Raw genomic sequence first — 16,348 nt, 5'->3', positions numbered from 1 at the left:
AGAAAGATCAGGCGGCTTCCGAAGCCGATGCCGCGGTGATCACGGCGGATGTGGTCAGGTCGTTGCTGGTGAGTTCGCGCACGATCTGTCCGCGTGAAAACACCAGGGCGCGGTGGCAGATATGGGCGATCTCCTCGAAATCGGTCGACACCACGACGACGGCGAGGCCGGCTTCAAGTGCGCGGCCGATCAGCCGGTAGATCTCGGCCTTGGCGCCGACGTCGACGCCGGCGGTCGGGTCTTCGGCGATCAGCAACTTTCGGTCGGTGTGCAGCCAGCGGCCGACAATCACCTTCTGCTGGTTGCCGCCGGACAGTGCTTCGATCGGCAGGTTAGGATCGTTGGGGCGAAGCCCGACCGTCCCGCCGATCTCACGCGCCAGCGCCGCCTCCTTGTAGGGCGCCAAAAACGAGAACAGGCCACGCTTACCGGCGCCGGGATTGAGAAAACTGTTTTCGCGGATCGACAAGGAGGCTGCTATCGATTCCTCGGTCCGGTCGCGTGCGATGAGGCCGACGCCGGCCGACATTGCCGCGATCGGGCTCGACAGGTCGGGCACAACGCCATTGATCGTCACCGAGCCGGAGAAAACCTGACACCCGAACAGCGTCCGACCAACCAGTTCCTGCCCGGCGCCGCGAAGGCCGACCAGACCGAGCAGCTCACCCTTGCGCACGTCGAAAGAGACAGGGCCGGCACCGGCGCAGACCAGGTCACGGACCGTGCACACCGTTTCGCCGGCCTGCGTCTGAGCCTTGCTGAAAACCTGGTTCACCGGGCGACCAACGATCATCTCGACAAGTTCGTCCGGGCTGGTATCGGCGACTCTCTTCTGGCCGACCAGCCTGCCGTCGCGCAGCACGGCGACCCGGTCGGCGATGCGGAAGATCTCGTCGAGCCGATGCGAAACGTAGATCATACCGACACCGCGTTGCTTGAGCGGGCGGATGGCGTCGAACAGCCGCTCGACTTCGTCAGCGGGAAGACTGGCTGTCGGCTCGTCGAGCACCAGCACATCGGCCTCGGTGGCCAGGGCGCGGGCGATGGCAACCAGCGACTTTTCGGTGCGCGTCAGATCCTGAACGCGTGTCGTCGGATCGAAATCGCATCCGACCAGCTTGAGCGCCTCACGCGCTCTCGCCTCGGTCGATCGCCAGTCGATGAGCCCCGAGCGGAGCGAAAAGCCTTGGGCCAAGCCGACATTCTCGCCGACCGTCATCCATTCGATGAGACCGAGATCCTGATGGATGAAGGCGACGGGCTGGCGGTGGTTCGGCTGCGGCGGACGATGGTGATAGGGCTCGCCGCGAAACAGGATGCTGCCGCCGTCCGGCCGGTGGATGCCGGCGAGCGTCTTGATCAGTGTCGACTTGCCGGCGCCGTTCTCGCCAAGCAGCGCCAGGATCTCGCCCTTGTGCAGATCGAGCGACACGTCGGAGATCGCGCGGGTGCCGCCGAACTCCTTGGTAATCGACTTGAACTCGATCAGTTTTTCCTCGGTCACAATGCGTTCCTCCCAAGATCGCCCCAATGATGTTATCGATAACATTTCTAAGCGTCAAGCGACGACGAAAATTCAGGCCAGCCAATCAACTGGTCTTGCCGTCGAGCAGAAGCATCATCTCAGCCGAATCCCTTGGCCCCAGCCCTGCGGCGCAAAGCAGACGGTGGATCTCTACCACCTGCCCGGTCATTGGCATCGGCGTCTTGGTTTTCAGCGCGAAGGCCTGCAGCGAATCCAGATCCTTCAGCATATTATCGATGCGGCCGGTCGGCGAAAAATCGCGGGCAGCGAATTTTGCCATGAACTCCTGCATAATGCTGGAGTCGGCCCGCCCGCCCTTGAGTGCCGCGGGGATTGCCTTCGCATCGACGCCGCCGGCCTCAGCAAGCTTGACCGCTTCGGCGACGGCCTGAAACAGCACCGCGCAGAAGAGCTGGTTGATCAGCTTGGTCGTCTGGCCTGCCCCGCTCGGTCCCATCAAGGTGTAGTTGGCGCAGAGATGCTGCATCACCGTGCGCGCGTGTTCGAAGTCTGCCGCCTCACCGCCCGCCATAACGGTCAGCCGGCCGGCCAGCGCGCCGGGAACGCCGCCCGAAAGCGGGCAGTCGAGCCATCTCATGCCGGTCTCGGCAGACAGCTTCCCGGCCATCTGCGCGGTGTCGACAGGATCGATCGAAGACATGTCGATCAGCAGCTTTTCCGACGACGCCGCAGCCGCCACACCACCATCGCCAAACACCACCGAACGCACGATATTGGCATGGTTGAGACTGAGGATGACGAAGCTGCTCTCCCGCGTTGCTTCGGCAACCGACACGGCCGCAGCCGCACCCTTTGCAGTCAGCGCTGCAACCTTGACCTTGTCCAGATCGAACACCGTCACGGCTAGCCCAGTCTCGATCAGGCGGGTGGCGATCGCCGACCCCATGATGCCGGCGCCGACAACGGCGACTTTTGTTGGTTGCGTCATTTCAACGTGCCTTTTTCCTTGATCCCGGCAGGGTCGACCCCAAGTGCACCCAGGCCCTGCAACACTCTATCGGCAATCGTGTCGACAGGCGCGTCGATGTCCACTGTGACCACCAGCGGCTCGTCGCCTGGATGCTCCAGGGTGGCGAACTGGCTGTCGAGCAGCGCCGGTGGAAAGAAGTGGCCGCGGCGCGCGGCTAGCCTGGCTTGCAGCAGCGAATGCGACCCCTCCAGGAATACGAAAACCAGCGACTCGCCCGCCGCATCGCGAAGCCTATCGCGATAGGGTTTCTTCAACGCGGAACAGCTGACGACTAGCCCGCGACCCTCCTCACGAGCCTGGCGCAAGGCTGCGCCGACCAGATCCAGCCAAGGCAATCGATCGCAGTCTGCAAGCGGTATGCCCGCCGACATCTTTTCGACATTGCTGCGCGGATGCAGCGTATCGCCTTCAACGAAGGCAAGGCCAAGCCGCGCGGCGATCTCGACGCCAACTTTGGTCTTGCCGCAGCCGCTGACACCCATCACGACGATGAGCGCGGGTTCAAAGGCAGGTCGTGATGCCACCGTCGACATAGAGCGTGTGTCCATTGACAAAGGATGAGGCCGGTCCCGACAGAAAGATCGCCGCGCCGACCAATTCGCCGACATCGCCCCAACGACCCGCCGGTGTGCGGTTGGTCAGCCACGCCGAAAATTCGGGATTGTCGACCAGCGCCTGGTTGAGCGGCGTCTTGAAGTAACCCGGCGCGATGGAATTGATCTGCAAGCCATGCTTCGCCCAATCGGCACACATGCCGCGCGTCAGGTTGCGCACAGCGCCTTTCGTGGCCGTATAGGGCGCGATGTTCGTCCGTGCCAGTTCGCTTTGCACCGAGGCGATGTTGATGATCTTGCCGCGCCGCCGCAGGATCATGTGCCGCGCCACCGCTTGTCCCACGAAGAACACGCTGGAGATGTTGGTGCGCAAGAGTTCCTCCCATTTGTCAGCGGGGAAATCCTCGAGCGGCATTCGGAACTGCATGCCGGCATTGTTGATAAGGATATCGATGGCGCCGATAGTCGCCTCGATCTCCGCGACGCCGTTCGCCACCGCTGCATGATCAGTGACGTCGAAGACGGCGCTATGGGCCTTATGTCCCTTCGCTGTCAGTGCATCCGCAGCCGTTTTCATTTTTTCGGCGCTGCGTCCGTTGAGCACGATTTCGGCGCCGTGCTGCGCCAACCCCTCGGCCAGCGCCAGGCCGATCCCTTGCCCCGAGCCGGTGACCAGCGCCCGCATGCCGGTCAAATCGAACAACGAACTGCCCAAACGCTCCTCCTGAGCAATGTTTCCTGGAGCGGCCACGATTTCCAACGCACCTGCCGCCAGTCCCTATTGACATGAATGTTATCGATAACATAGTCAATTGGAAAAATGCACAGGAGATGACGCCGTGACCGACATTTTGATGACAGGTCCCTATCCGGATTGGGACATGGGAGATCTTGAAGCGAAATATCGCGTCCATAAACTTTGGCAGTCCGAGGACAAGGACGCGCTGCTCTCAAGCCACGCCGGCGCGATCCGCGCCATAGCTACGCGCGGCGAGCTTGGCGCAAGTGCTGCGCTGATGGCGAAGCTGCCGCAGCTTGAAATCGTTTCCTGCTACGGCGTAGGCACCGACGCCATCGACCTTGCCTATGCCAAGGCGAATGGCATTCGTGTCACCAATACACCTGATGTCCTAACCGAGGACGTAGCCGATATCGGCATCGGGCTGCTGCTCGCCGTGGCGCGAAAAATCCCGCAGGCCGACGCCTACGTGCGCGATGGAAGCTGGCGCAAGGGCAATATGGGGCTGGTCACGCGTGTCTGTGGAAAAAGGCTGGGCATTGTCGGCATGGGCCGCGTCGGTGCGGCGGTGGCGAAGCGCGCCGCTGCATTCGACTGCACGATTTCTTATTTCGACAACCGCAAGCGCGACGATCTTCCTTATACGTTCGTCAGCGATCTGCTCGAACTGGCGAGCGATAGCGAATTTCTGATCGTAACGCTCGCCGGCGGCGAAAGCACGAAACACATGATTAATGCGTCGATGCTGGCAGCGCTCGGAGCAGACGGTATTGTCATAAACATTTCGCGCGGCAGCACGATCGACGAGATTGCGTTGCTCGCGGCCCTGGAATCCAGTGCCATAAAGGGTGCCGGGCTCGACGTGTTCTGGAACGAGCCAACCATCGACGAGCGCTTCCTGAAGCTTGCCAACGTCGTGCTGCAACCGCACCACGCCAGCGGCACGGTGGAGACCCGCAAGGCCATGGGTCAGCTCGTTCGCGACAATCTCGCGGCCCATTTCGGCGGACAGGCCTTGCTGACACCGGTCGTCTGAGAAAGGATCCCATCATGAAGTCGATCGTCATCCATGCGGCAAAAGACCTGCGGGTCGAGGAGACCGATCCGGGCTCCCCTGGCGACGGACAGGTCGAGATCGCAGTCGAAGCCGGCGGCATCTGCGGCTCGGACCTGCACTACTACAATCATGGCGGCTTCGGCGCGATCCGCCTGCGCGAACCGATGATCCTCGGCCACGAAGTCGCTGGCACGGTGAAAGCCGTGGGCAGCGGCGTTTCCGCGTTTGCCATTGGTGACCGCGTCGCGATCTCGCCCAGCCGTCCCTGCAATACCTGCCGCTACTGTCTGCAAGGCATGCAGAACCAGTGCCTCAACATGCGCTTCTATGGCAGTGCCATGCCGATGCCGCATATACAGGGCGCGTTCCGCCAGCGCCTTGTCGCCGAGGCGTGGCAGTGCCACAAAATCGCCGACCATATCTCCATCAACGAGGCCGCTTTCGCCGAGCCTTTTGCGGTTACGCTGCATGCCATGAACCGCGCCGGCTCGCTGCTCGGCAAGCGGGTTCTGGTCACCGGCAGCGGGCCGATCGGCGCGCTTTGCATCCTTGCCGCACGCGTCCACGGCGCGCGCGAGATCGTCGTCACCGATGTCATAGACGCCGTGCTGGCCAAGGCCCTGGAGATCGGCGCCGAGCGTACGATCAATGTCGCGACCAATGGCGAAAAGCTCGCCGCTTACAATGTCGACAAGGGCAGTTTCGATGTGATGCTCGAGGCCTCCGGCAACGAGCGCGCTGTGCGTGCAGGGCTCGATGTGATCAAGCCGCGCGGCGTGCTCATACAGCTCGGTCTCGGCGGCGATCTGTCGATCCCGCAGAACCTCATCGTCGCCAAAGAGATCGAGATGCGCGGCACTTTTCGTTTCCACGACGAGTTCGCCCTAGCGGTCGACCTGATCAATCACCGCCGGGTGGATGTCAAACCACTGCTGACCGGCATCTATCCTCTCGACGAGGCTGTCGCGGCTTTCGACATCGCCGGTGACCGAAACAAATCCATGAAGGTTCAGATCGCGTTCTGAAGATCCTTCGGTTGCGCTGGAGGCGCATCGGCACATCGCCTTAAATCACGTCGGCGCCAATCGCCGCCAGCGCGGCGCGTGCCACATCGAATCCTGATCGCCGGTTCCCGAACCGACGCCGATGCCGCCCGCAGAAGCGGATCGGCAAGCCCCCGGGCAAATTGGTCACGCCGCCCTGCGAAGTGATACCGGCTGAGAGCGCCGCTTCGAACGCCATGCCGCCGGTAGCGGCGTTTATTGACGCTGCGGTGCGCGCCTTCGCCTGCGCCGTACGCATGCTGAGGAACCGCGCGCCATCCATGCGCAGGCTGGCGAGGACTTCGCCGCTCGCATCGACGACCACGAGACATTGCGGCACGCCCGTCGTGACGGCGCGCGCTGCTCCGGCTGCAACGGCCTTCAAAGCACCGTGATGCGTGAGGGTGATGGTCTCGCGAAACATCGCTATTGGGCTGCCCTTCGCTGCGTTTGAATCGATGCAGGAACTCAGGTGCTTTCGCGCTCGACGACGCGATAGCCGGTGAGCACGATTTCTTGGCCGTGTCGTTTCTCGTCGCCTCGGATCACCTGGATCAATCTGCGAGCGGCCTGTTGCCCGATCCCGTAGCAGTCGACATTCACGGTGGTGATGCCGGGATGGCAAAAGGCGGCTACCTCGTAGTCGCCGAAGCCGGCAATTGCGATATCCTGCGGGATCCGCATGCCCCGGCGCTTGCATTCCATCAGTGCGCCGAAGGCCGAAAGGTCCGAAACGCAGAGTACGGCTTGCGTGTCCGGCCAACGCTCCAGCATGCTGACGACGGCCTGGCCGCCCTGCTCGATGGATATCGGCGGCACGCCAAAGGAAACGAGGCGCCCGGTCGGCAGGCCGAGCTCCTCAATGGCTCTGACAAAGCCTTCGCGCCGCTGGCTGCCGCGCGTGTCGCGCGAGGTCGTGCCACCGATGTAACAGAATTTTCGGTAACCCTTCCTGGCGAGCGTCTTGACGAGAAGCCCCATCGCCTCCTCGTTGGAGAACCCAACCACTTGATCGATCGGCTTTACCGGCAACTCCCAGGTTTCGACTACTGGAATTCCGGCGTTTTTCAAAAGGCGGCGGGCGCGATCCGTGTGAGCGCCGCCGGTTAGGATAATGCCTTCCGGCCGCCGACGGAGCATCGCTTCGATCAACCGTTCTTCCTTCTCAGCCGTGTAGTCGGTGTAGCCGAGCAGAAGTTGCAGCCCCGTGCTTTCAAGCTCGTCGGTAATGCCGCGAGCGGTATCAGCGAAGTTGGAATTGTTGATCGACGGGACGATAGCCGCAACGAACCCTGTCTTGCGCGAGGACAGGCTGCCGGCTGACTGGTCAAGCACATAACCAAGGTCGTTGACCGCGACCATGATTTTTTCCCGTGTCGCCTTGGAAACCCGGCTGCCCTCTTTCAGTGCGCGTGAAACGGTCATGGTGGACACACCTGCCCGCAGGGCCACGTCAACCATAGTTGGCGCATGGTTATTGCCGGACGTTGAGGACACTGCCTTGGCCATCAAGCCACTCCGGCGGTTGCTCGCGCCGCGAACGTTTCACGCTTCGCGAAACGGCTTACCTGGTCTCTATTCGCCTTCATGAACCACCTCCGGAACCCGATACCAAGAACATGTTATCGATATCATGAGGGACTGGCAATAACTGGAGACCCGGGTGAGGCGCGGCGGTGTCAATATTGGCTTTCGGCTGCTGTTGGGTGTGTCTGTAAGCACGATGAGCGTTTCGGGCCATCCCAAATCGCCCTTCCAGCTGCGGTCAAAGAATCTCTGTCTTTAGATTGAAGAGATTCGAGCATCCAGTTGTGATAGGTGTAGGAACGAGCGTTTTACGACCGAGGCAGGCGAACGCCACTTGGGCCTTTGAACCTCACTGCCCATTCACCGGCACCGATACGTCGATATCCTTCATCAGCTGGAATCGGTCGTCGTAGGAGCGATTGAGACAGGCTCTGCTCCCACCGCACGCATTCCGGTGCTGTAGCCATTCGCGTTGGTTGGCTAGCAGGGATTTGCGAACGTTCACATTGTTGAAGCCCCGAATATATCGGTAGATTGCATTCATTGCCCGGTCCTTGGCCCACAAGTGGTCGTCAGAGCACACCGCGTTCTCAGTTGCCGTCATCGCTTTCGAGCAATCGAAACTTGGGCTGCCAATACCGGTTGGCTGCTGGTGGTCTGCCATGAACGCAACGGTTTCCAAGCAGACGAAGAGAGCTCCTCGGCTCTTTAGTGCCGACTTCACCTCGTCGAGCATCGGCGTCCATAAGCCTATCCAGTTCTCCTTACCGGCAATGCGATTCCCTTCATCAAAGGCTTCCCTGACAGCCCGATCGATAACGTCCTTGTCTGGTTGGAAAAACTCCGCGCAGCGTGACTGCAAGAGCGTGTAGGACACGAACCGATCGGCAAAGACGTCCGCAGTCGGCGCGTCACTCGGGGTGCTCAGTTGCCCGCTGTCCTGTTCAAAAACATCAATGCCGAGAGCTCTCGCACTTTCCGAGGAAAGGAGCCGCACCTCGGTTGGCCCAGCAATCGTGAAGAAGCGAATAGCTTCGATACGAAGTCCAAGATGGGTCAGATACGATCCGACCTCGGCGTTCGCGACCCCGCTCTCTTTGTACTGGCCGTTCTCTTCCGTATAGGCCGCATGGAATCCGATCTTCGAGGTGGGCGACATATAGCGGCGAACACCAGCGACCCAAATCAAACCACATGCCGAGTAGCATTCTCCATCTGCACCCACCGATGTCACATAGCTGCTGAGACGGATTCTGGCCCCAATTTGGAGCGCTTCCTCTATCAAGCCTCCGGGGCTTTGGAGGAGAACGAGGACACGCCCGCGGTTCAGCGTAAGATCGTAAAAGCGATCAGCATCGCCCTGAACGATCTCGCCCGAAACGCCAATGATATCGACTGTGCCATTGGAGTCGATAAGTTGAATATCCGCCGCCGCTGCGCGCCCCGAGATCAGCGCAAACGCCAACCACGCGCTGAAGAATGCCCATCGCATAAGAAACGGAGAACCCCCTGCTGACTGAAGTTGGCGCCGCGCCGCGCAGCTTGATCTCGGGCGCCTATAGTCCGCTTTAAAGAGTCGCTCATACTCGAAACGTGACTTCGGTATTTCGAATTGACAACGAAGTCAGCTTCAGCATTGGTCGTCGCCATGAAGTCTACTTCGTATCTCCTGAAAAACATGAACAGTGACGTAAGGGCGGCACCAATCAGAAATGAGCGCCTTGCTTCTATCCCCCGCTGCGGTCGCGTTCCCGGCATGGATTCTTGGCCGCGATCCGTCGAAGAAAATGATCTGCGTCTCTTATGCTCAACCTCTTGCGGTCAAGCACGCCAACGACTTTCGAACAGTCGTCAACACCGCCTGGTACCGGTCGATGTTCCCGACCTTCAAGGTTAGCCCGCGCAAGAACACTGAAAATGAACTGCAGACCACGCTCGGCGGTGGACGCCTGGCGACCTCGACCGGTGGTCAGCTAACCGGCCGGGGTGGCGACATCATCATTATCGATGACCCCTTGAAGGCAGATGAAGCGCATTCGGAATCGGCTCGCAATAGGTGCGCCGACTGGGTTCGGACGACTTTGATGTCGCGCTTCGACAATCCGGCTGCCGGTGCCGTCGTCCTTGTCATGCAAAGATTGCATGTCGACGACCTAGCAGGCGTGCTTCTGGAGACTGGCGGCTGGGAGCATTTGAACCTGTCGGCGATTGCCGAGCAGGACGAACGCGTCCAGACAAGTGTAAATCGCTGGCACGATCGCAAGCTTGGCGACTTGCTGCACCCCGCGCGTCTGGGACACGCCGAACTGGACGGTCTAAAGCGCCTATTAGGATCGCTCAATTTTTCCGCGCAGTACCAACAATCCCCTGCCCAACCGGACGGCAACATGGTCAAGAGGGTGTGGTTTCGCGACTACGATCCACATCAGTTCGACCGTCGGTCGATGACCATCGTTCAAAGCTGGGACACCGCGCTTAAGGGCGACCCCTCCAGCGATTACTCCGTCGGAACGACATGGGCCAAAGCGACAACAACTATTATCTCCTCGATCTCGTCCGCGTCCGGGCAGCTTACCCAGACCTCATCAAGGCGGTAAAAAACTCCCTTCTGGAGCACTCCCCCGACATCATCCTCATTGAGGATGCGGGTTCCGGCTCAAGTCTCATCGCCGACTTGGAAAGCCAGGACATCAGCACCACGCCGGTAAAAGCCAGAACCGACAAGGAAAGCCGGCTGTCACGTGTTGCCGCAATGATCGAAAACGGCAACGTCAATCTTCCGAAAGACGCGCATTGGAGAGATGACCTCCTGCTTGAGGTGCTCGCATTTCCGCACGGAAAGCACGACGACCAGGTCGACTCCATGACCCAGGCGCTGATTTGGATGAAGGACGACAAGCCGACGGGTAGGTTCTATTTCGGCAAATTTTGAAGTCCTGCTCCAAAGTCTGGGCGCTTCGCCAAATGTCAGCTATGCGCCGCAATTCGGCCATTGGGCCGAGCTCTGCCGCCGATTGAAGCGGACTCTGGTGGCTGGTTGCGCGTAGGCAGGGGTGCCACGTTACAGCAAACCCACGTGTAGCGCCGGAGGGGATCGTGGCGCGCCCAGAACGAAAGCTTGTGGCGGTTTTGGCAGCAGAAATGACGGAAGCGCCGTATGATTGCGGCAATCCTAGTGGCGGGTTCAGCCGTCTGGGGCGAACGACCAGGATTGTGGGCTCCTTGTCGCGGAAAGCCTGGCCATCCGCATCTCGGAATTCACCTATCGAACGTCGCCTTCGAAAACGGGATCCTGTATTCTGTGCTATGCCACTTAGTCGACAGGAGTGGGCAAAGTGAGCCAGACGCGGAAACTTGCGGCGATCCTGGTCGCCGACGTGGTCGGATATAGCCGGTTGGCGGGCTCGGACGAAGATCGAACGCTGGCACGGCTACGGGCGCTCCGGAGCGATCTCATCAATCCGACCATCGCTGTCCACAATGGGCGCGTTGTGAAGCTTATGGGTGACGGTACCCTCGTAGAGTTCCGGAGCGTTGTTGACGCCGTACGCTGTGCAATCGAAATGCAGAACGGCATGGTTGAGCGCAACGCTGGCTTACCGCCCGGGCGACGCATTGAATTTCGCGTCGGCATTCATCTCTGCGATGTTGTCGAGGAGAGCGACGGCGATCTGATGGGAGATGGTGTCAATATTGCCGCCCGTCTAGAAAGCATCGCTGAGCCGAACGGCATCTGTTTATCGGCCGCCGCTTACGAACAGGTGCGCGACAAACTGAAGGAAGAATTTGTCGATCTGGGCGAGAAAGAGCTCAAAAATATCGCACGCCCGGTGCGCACCTATCGTCTACGTATGCGCGACACAGTCCCAAAAACCGATCTGGCTGCGACTGCCGGGTCCTCCGAACAGCTGGCGCTGCCCGACAACCCTTCGATTGCTGTCTTGCCATTCCAGAACATGGGCGGCGACCCCGAACAGGAATACTTCGCCGACGGCCTTGCCGAAGACATTATTACTCGGCTGTCGCGTCTTCGTTGGCTCTTCGTGTCCGCCCGCAACTCTTTGTTCACCTACAAGGGAAAAGCGGTCGACTTAAAACAAGTCGGTCGAGAGCTTGGTGTGCGGTATGTGCTGGACGGAAGTGTAAGGCGCTCAGGTCATCGCCTCCGGATAAGCGCGCAAGTCAGTGACACATCGACCGGGGTACAAGTGTGGGCTGAACGATACGATGTGGAATTGTCGGAATTCTTCGCGCTTCAGGATCAGATTGCCGAAAGTGTCATCGCTACGATCGAGCCGCGGCTCTACACGGCGGAACAGCAACGCTTTCAGAGCAGGTCCCCCACCAATCTTGACGCTTGGGGATTCGTCATGAAGGCGATGCCATATGTCTGGACCTGGAGTTCGGCTACGGAAATCGAGATTGCACAGGGATTTCTGAAGCAGGCTACGGACCTCGATCCTGACTATCCCCGCGCCAACAGCCTGTTGGCGTGGGCTCACGCGGCCCGCGTTTTGTCAGGATGGGCCAACGCAGCAGACATTCTGCCCACCTCTCGCGCCCTCGCGCAGCGGGCAATCCAAGGCGACCCCGAGGACCCGTGGACGCATTTAGCGGCAGGGTTTGTCCACATGATTTCGCGCGGCTTCGACTCTGCTGTGAGAGAACTAAATGAAGCGATCGAGCTAAACCCGAGCTTCGCCTTTGCGCATTCGATCCTGGGCTCAACTTACGGATATGGGGGCATGCCCGCCGAGGGGCTCGACCATCTTGAAATCGCGGGTAGGCTAAGTCCTCGCGATCACACATATGCTGCGAATTTCTCCATCCTTGGCTTATGTCATTTCATGGCTGGACGATATGCAGACGCGGTCGAATGCGAATGTCGCGCGGTTGAACTCCGGCCCCATTTTGGGTCTGCATGGCGGACGTACGCGGCGGCCGCTGGGATGGCCGGTGAAATGGACATCGCGGTTCATGCGCTTTCGCAGGCCAAGCGCCTTCAACCGTCCCTATCCCTTCAATGGGTAGACAAGTTTCATCCGATCGTTCACTACAAGCACCGGGCTCTCTATGTAGAGGGGCTGCGCATTGCCGGGCTTCGATAGTTGCGGATCGTGCCGTGCTCGTAGCTCGCTATCGGACCTACTATACCGCACGAGCGTGCGCTCAGCGCCTCAACTCGGTTGTCAAAGCTTCGGTGGGTTTCTTCCAACAGCAGACGTTCCTCACGATGAATCCGAAGAGCCGGCCGACCACTTGGAAGTATGCATTCGAATCGCTTCGGCGCGCTAGATCTCTGAAACCAAGGCGCTACTGGGGATGGCCCTGAGTTCGGCTGATCAATTGCCGCCGTCAAAACGGCTTCCGCTCCCGGGGCTCTCCCTTCTCACCAATTTCCCGTGCGGTTCTGCGCTGCACTCTGGAGCGCGCGAGAGGCGGACCTATCGAAGCTGTCGGCGCAGGCCGCTTCGACGTCCGCTTCGGTCAAGCCAACGTCCCGCAGAAGGAAGTTGGACAGGTGACCGAGCCCGCGCTCTATGTTGCGGCGGGTCCTCCACTCACGGACAAGGGCCAGCAGGCGTTCGAGCGGAGGGTCAAGAAAAGTGCGCGGCACGCGCCGTGCGGTCTGGCCTGGTGTAGTTTGCGTCATGTTACGCCAGGTCATGGTGAACCTCCGTTGATCGGGGATGCGAATGACGATCACGTGACGGCAGAAGGCGAGAAGGCACCAGGGCAGCTTCGGAAGCGTTCCGCTTCAGATTGTGAACTGGCCTCAGACCTCCGAAAGGCCTAACCTGCGGCAAAGGAGCGGTCAGCCATGACGCGACGGCCTTACGGACTGGTCTGCCCGATCTCGCACGCCTGCGAGTTCCTGGAGCCACGCTGGACAATCCAAATCCTGACCGAGCTCTGGAACGGCTCGACCCGCTTTAATGACATTCGCAAGGGGGTGGGCAACGTCTCGTCCGCCCTCTTGTCGAAGCGGCTCAAGGAAATGGAAGCGTTGGGCCTGGTCGAGCGCGTCGAGGACGGGGCGACGGGCACCATCAGCTATTTCCGTACCGAAAAGTCGATAAGGCTCGAGCCGGCGATGAACGCGCTGGCGGAATGGGCGCAATGCAACATCCAGGCGGAGATCGCGCTCGCCGACGTGGATGTTTCGACCCTCATGTGGGCCGTGCGGCGAAAGATTGACCTCGCTGAACTGCCGCGGCGGCGCGCCGTCATCCGCTTCCATTTCCGCGACGATCCCCCACCGAGGTGTCCCCATTACTGGTTTGTGGTCGAGCCAGGCTCAGACTTGCCCGAGCTATGCTCGCTCGACCCCGGCCGGGACGTCGATCTTTACGTCGAGACCGGCGTTGTTTCGCTGGGAGCCATCCTGGAGGGCCGCTCCAGCATCGAGCGTGAGAAAGAGAGGGGCGGCCTTTTCCTCATCGGCGACCCCGGCCTCGCGCGAAGCATGGACCGTTGGCTGCGAATCTCGGTCTACGCGGCGCTTGAGGGAATCGTCCAGCTTTCTTGAAAGCCATGTTTGGAGTGCAGCCTTATGCAACCCGCCCAGGACGACAATGCCATTTGGCTGGCCTCAAAAGCATGGTGCAATCGTCCGTTGTTGATTGCTGCTCACTGAAAGCCGCCAGTCCGCATTCGGCCCAATATTTCCGACCGCAATGCGCCTGAATTCAGCCGTTAAGCAGAAAAACGTGAGTACCGCAAAGTGGACGCGGCGTACTCTGGCTTCTGGCGCGATGTGGGTTAGGCGAGCAAGATACGCTCAGCGAGCGTGCGATGACCTTCTTTGGGGCAGGCTATCATTTTGTCGATCAAAGAGCGCAGAACTCCTTTGACCCATTCGTTGCCCACGGCACGGATCGCGTACTGCGCGCCTCGATAATCGTCGAAATTCGGGATCAGTCTGCCGCCGATAGAACCCAGCGACGGACAGGCTCGCTATCATCAAAGGCCGCCTCGAAAATTGATGATGCGAGCACGGCATATATGTGAAGGGTTTCAGAGCCGACGTTTCGAAACCCGTGTTTTCGATTAGCCGGAACAACAAGTGATTGCCCTTCGATTATGCTAACCGACTCGTTGTCGATCCAAATTCTGCTTTGCCGGTGACCACAGAGAGCACTTCTTCAACACGGTGACTGTGCGTCGGGGCGCCCATAGCCGGCGCTACCCATTGCTCGAAAATGCACAGCTGAAGCGCGCCGTTCTCAGCGGATATAAGCATCCGGGTTTCTACTCCAACTCGCCATTCCTCCCGCCGCTGTTCCGCATGTGAGATTATCTTCATGATGATTGTGGACCCCTCTCACTTCAAGCAAATGTTCTTCTCCTGTAAGGACCCGCCCGCCACTCTGAAATGCACATCGAAGCAACGTCCCAACCTTGGCCAGAGCACAAGTAGATGGTCCGTGTCGGCATCCCCGGAGCCCTCAGCGACATCCATCCCCCTGCTTGTCACCAGATGAGACTTCGATCAATCTCGCCAATTGAGGTCCTCCCGGTTAACGCCATTGCCGTTTCAAATTCCCGGCGTAACAGGTCAACACAGTGCCTGACCCCATCGGATCCGCCCAAGGCAAGCGCATAAACATATGGGCGGCCGATCATCACCGCGGTTGCTCCAAGAGCGATAGACTTCAAAACATCCGTTCCCCGTCTGATGCCGCCATCGATAATAATTGGAATCCTGCCGGCCACCCGCTCGGCAACTGCCGGCAGTGCATCGATCGTTGCCGGCAGCGTGTCGAGGTTCCGTGCGCCATGATTGGAAACCACAATGGCGTCGGCGCCTGAGCTTATCGCCAGTTCAGCGTCCTCAGGATCAAGGATGCCTTTCAACACGATAGGCAGAGCTGTGAGAGAACGAAGCCACTCAACATCCGGCCATGTCAATATTGCACGCTTTGGCGAACCACCGATCTTGAAGAGGCCTGTATTGCGGTCATTGAAATAAGGGGTGGCGAGCGCATCGGGAATTTTGAAACCGGCTCGCATTTGCCTTCGCCGATCGCCGAGTGTTGGCATATCCACCGTTACGCAGATCGCCTTCGCTCCGCCCGCAGCGACTTGGGCGACAAGGTCACGGTTGAAACCTCGATCGCTCTGCCAATACAACAGGAACCAGATCGGCACAGGGCTTGTGGCCACGCATTCCTCGATGGTTGCTGTTCCGCTGGTCCCCAGAGTGAATATCGCACCGGCTTCGCCCGCCCCGCGAGCGGCAGCCACCTCGCCCTCGGGGTGTGACATGCGTTGGAATGCCGTTGGCGCCAGAAAGATCGGATGAGAGAGCCTTTCACCGAAGAGCGTAATGCTTGTGTCGATCTTCGAGACGTCCCGCAAAACCCGCGGCCTGATCCGCAGCAGGTCAAACGCACCTACATTGTCCCGCATCGTAATTTCGTCACCAGCCGCGCCGACGATAAACTCATAGACGGCATGGGGCAAACGATCACGTGCAGCAGGTTCGAAGTCTGCCAGGCAAAGAAATTCATTTGCGAGATCAGAAGGCATTTGCCACCCGGCTGCGGTGTTCAAGACGTTATGCTGAGTTGTTACGCTGTTCAACAGGCCGCCCGTGCTCCACGCCATGTTGAGCTTCTTTCCAGAGCGCGGGCGATACAATCGCGCTCGAATCGGAGTGACATTGAGTTGAGCCCATCCGTGCCTGACCAGAAGCCAGAAGGCCCCTGCTGGACAACGCGCTTTTGTCGTCTGCCGTGCTGGTGGCCAAGCCGTCGCGCCCTCTCTGAAGGACTTCTCTCGTTTGAGGTGCGCCTAGACGGCACCCTTGCAGATATTTATGTTAGACATCTCTAAAGTAGGCATGAGCCGCTCGGCTTCGGATTGCGCCAAGGCCTGCATTCAAGCCCTGATTTGTTGTGCTTTTTCAT

Annotated in this window: 15 protein-coding genes and 1 pseudogene; 6 read left to right on the top strand and 10 right to left on the bottom strand. The window is 59.7% G+C overall.

Features of this window, described 5'->3' with window-relative positions:
- Positions 1-7 precede the first annotated feature (7 nt).
- From ACYG9Y_RS04870 to ACYG9Y_RS04855, 4 genes are read right to left on the bottom strand one after another with little or no spacing between them, the layout of a single operon-like run.
- Positions 8-1,549, bottom strand: coding sequence for a sugar ABC transporter ATP-binding protein (locus ACYG9Y_RS04870; protein ID WP_050592974.1), 1,542 nt, complete (start codon positions 1,547-1,549; stop codon positions 8-10).
- Positions 1,550-1,589: 40 nt separating this feature from the next.
- The gene (locus ACYG9Y_RS04865) at positions 1,590-2,474 is read right to left on the bottom strand and encodes an NAD(P)-dependent oxidoreductase (protein ID WP_023731657.1); all 885 of its coding nucleotides are present in this window, start codon (positions 2,472-2,474) and stop codon (positions 1,590-1,592) included.
- Complete coding sequence (locus tag ACYG9Y_RS04860; RefSeq protein WP_023716364.1) at positions 2,471-3,049, bottom strand: gluconokinase; 579 nt, start codon at positions 3,047-3,049, stop codon at positions 2,471-2,473. Before ACYG9Y_RS04860 ends, ACYG9Y_RS04865 begins: the two co-directional genes overlap by 4 nt.
- Positions 3,018-3,755: an SDR family oxidoreductase gene (locus ACYG9Y_RS04855; protein ID WP_031198706.1), complete on the bottom strand. Its 738-nt coding sequence runs from the start codon at positions 3,753-3,755 to the stop codon at positions 3,018-3,020. The genes ACYG9Y_RS04860 and ACYG9Y_RS04855 overlap by 32 nt, the downstream gene beginning before the upstream one ends.
- A gap of 169 nt (positions 3,756-3,924) precedes the next feature.
- On the opposite strand from ACYG9Y_RS04855, the gene ACYG9Y_RS04850 reads away from it, so the two are divergent.
- Positions 3,925-4,845 carry a 2-hydroxyacid dehydrogenase gene (locus ACYG9Y_RS04850; protein WP_031198705.1) on the top strand — a complete coding sequence of 307 codons (921 nt, stop codon included), beginning with the start codon at positions 3,925-3,927 and terminating at the stop codon, positions 4,843-4,845.
- A gap of 14 nt (positions 4,846-4,859) precedes the next feature.
- Positions 4,860-5,891 (top strand): L-idonate 5-dehydrogenase, encoded by a 1,032-nt coding sequence (locus tag ACYG9Y_RS04845; protein ID WP_023739633.1) that lies wholly within the window; start codon positions 4,860-4,862, stop codon positions 5,889-5,891.
- A gap of 40 nt (positions 5,892-5,931) precedes the next feature.
- Here the strand turns inward: ACYG9Y_RS04845 and ACYG9Y_RS04840 are convergent.
- The 3 genes and pseudogenes from ACYG9Y_RS04840 to ACYG9Y_RS04830 form a co-directional block, all read right to left on the bottom strand.
- Positions 5,932-6,339 (bottom strand): annotated as a pseudogene (locus ACYG9Y_RS04840) (GlcG/HbpS family heme-binding protein).
- A 38-nt stretch (positions 6,340-6,377) separates the two neighbouring features.
- On the bottom strand, positions 6,378-7,418 hold the full coding sequence (locus ACYG9Y_RS04835) for a LacI family DNA-binding transcriptional regulator (RefSeq protein WP_050589318.1): 1,041 nt from the start codon (positions 7,416-7,418) through the stop codon (positions 6,378-6,380).
- Between the two features lie 367 nt (positions 7,419-7,785).
- Entirely contained in the window at positions 7,786-8,901 is a 1,116-nt protein-coding gene (locus ACYG9Y_RS04830; protein WP_156929744.1) for a lysozyme inhibitor LprI family protein, read from the bottom strand.
- 247 nt (positions 8,902-9,148) lie between these two features.
- On the opposite strand from ACYG9Y_RS04830, the gene ACYG9Y_RS04825 reads away from it, so the two are divergent.
- The 3 genes from ACYG9Y_RS04825 to ACYG9Y_RS04815 all read left to right on the top strand — a co-directional run bounded on the left by ACYG9Y_RS04825 (position 9,149) and on the right by ACYG9Y_RS04815 (position 12,544).
- On the top strand, positions 9,149-10,033 hold the full coding sequence (locus ACYG9Y_RS04825) for a hypothetical protein (RefSeq protein ID WP_352608597.1): 885 nt from the start codon (positions 9,149-9,151) through the stop codon (positions 10,031-10,033).
- The gene (terL, locus tag ACYG9Y_RS04820; protein ID WP_352608599.1) at positions 9,952-10,368 is read left to right on the top strand and encodes a phage terminase large subunit; all 417 of its coding nucleotides are present in this window, start codon (positions 9,952-9,954) and stop codon (positions 10,366-10,368) included. The genes ACYG9Y_RS04825 and terL overlap by 82 nt, the downstream gene beginning before the upstream one ends.
- 403 nt (positions 10,369-10,771) lie before the next feature.
- On the top strand, positions 10,772-12,544 hold the full coding sequence (locus ACYG9Y_RS04815) for an adenylate/guanylate cyclase domain-containing protein (protein ID WP_023728163.1): 1,773 nt from the start codon (positions 10,772-10,774) through the stop codon (positions 12,542-12,544).
- A 281-nt stretch (positions 12,545-12,825) separates the two neighbouring features.
- Here the strand turns inward: ACYG9Y_RS04815 and ACYG9Y_RS04810 are convergent, their stop codons facing one another.
- A complete protein-coding gene (locus tag ACYG9Y_RS04810; protein WP_023728164.1) occupies positions 12,826-13,104 on the bottom strand; it encodes a DUF1127 domain-containing protein in 279 nt (92 codons plus the stop codon).
- A 153-nt stretch (positions 13,105-13,257) separates the two neighbouring features.
- Between ACYG9Y_RS04810 and ACYG9Y_RS04805 the strand changes: the two genes are divergently transcribed.
- Positions 13,258-13,965 carry a winged helix-turn-helix transcriptional regulator gene (locus ACYG9Y_RS04805; protein WP_352608602.1) on the top strand — a complete coding sequence of 236 codons (708 nt, stop codon included), beginning with the start codon at positions 13,258-13,260 and terminating at the stop codon, positions 13,963-13,965.
- A gap of 388 nt (positions 13,966-14,353) precedes the next feature.
- On the opposite strand, the gene ACYG9Y_RS04800 is transcribed toward ACYG9Y_RS04805, so the two are convergent.
- Both ACYG9Y_RS04800 and ACYG9Y_RS04795 read right to left on the bottom strand, forming a co-directional pair.
- Complete coding sequence (locus ACYG9Y_RS04800) at positions 14,354-14,518, bottom strand: cupin domain-containing protein (protein ID WP_245260502.1); 165 nt, start codon at positions 14,516-14,518, stop codon at positions 14,354-14,356.
- 391 nt (positions 14,519-14,909) lie between these two features.
- Positions 14,910-16,046, bottom strand: a complete 1,137-nt coding sequence (locus ACYG9Y_RS04795; RefSeq protein ID WP_023740359.1) for an alpha-hydroxy acid oxidase — start codon at positions 16,044-16,046, stop codon at positions 14,910-14,912.
- Positions 16,047-16,348: the final 302 nt, after the last annotated feature.

The sequence above is a fragment of the Mesorhizobium sp. W050 genome (assembly GCF_054719535.1).
Note: the sequence above shows the minus strand (reverse complement) of the source record. Positions and strands in the feature narration are given on the sequence as shown.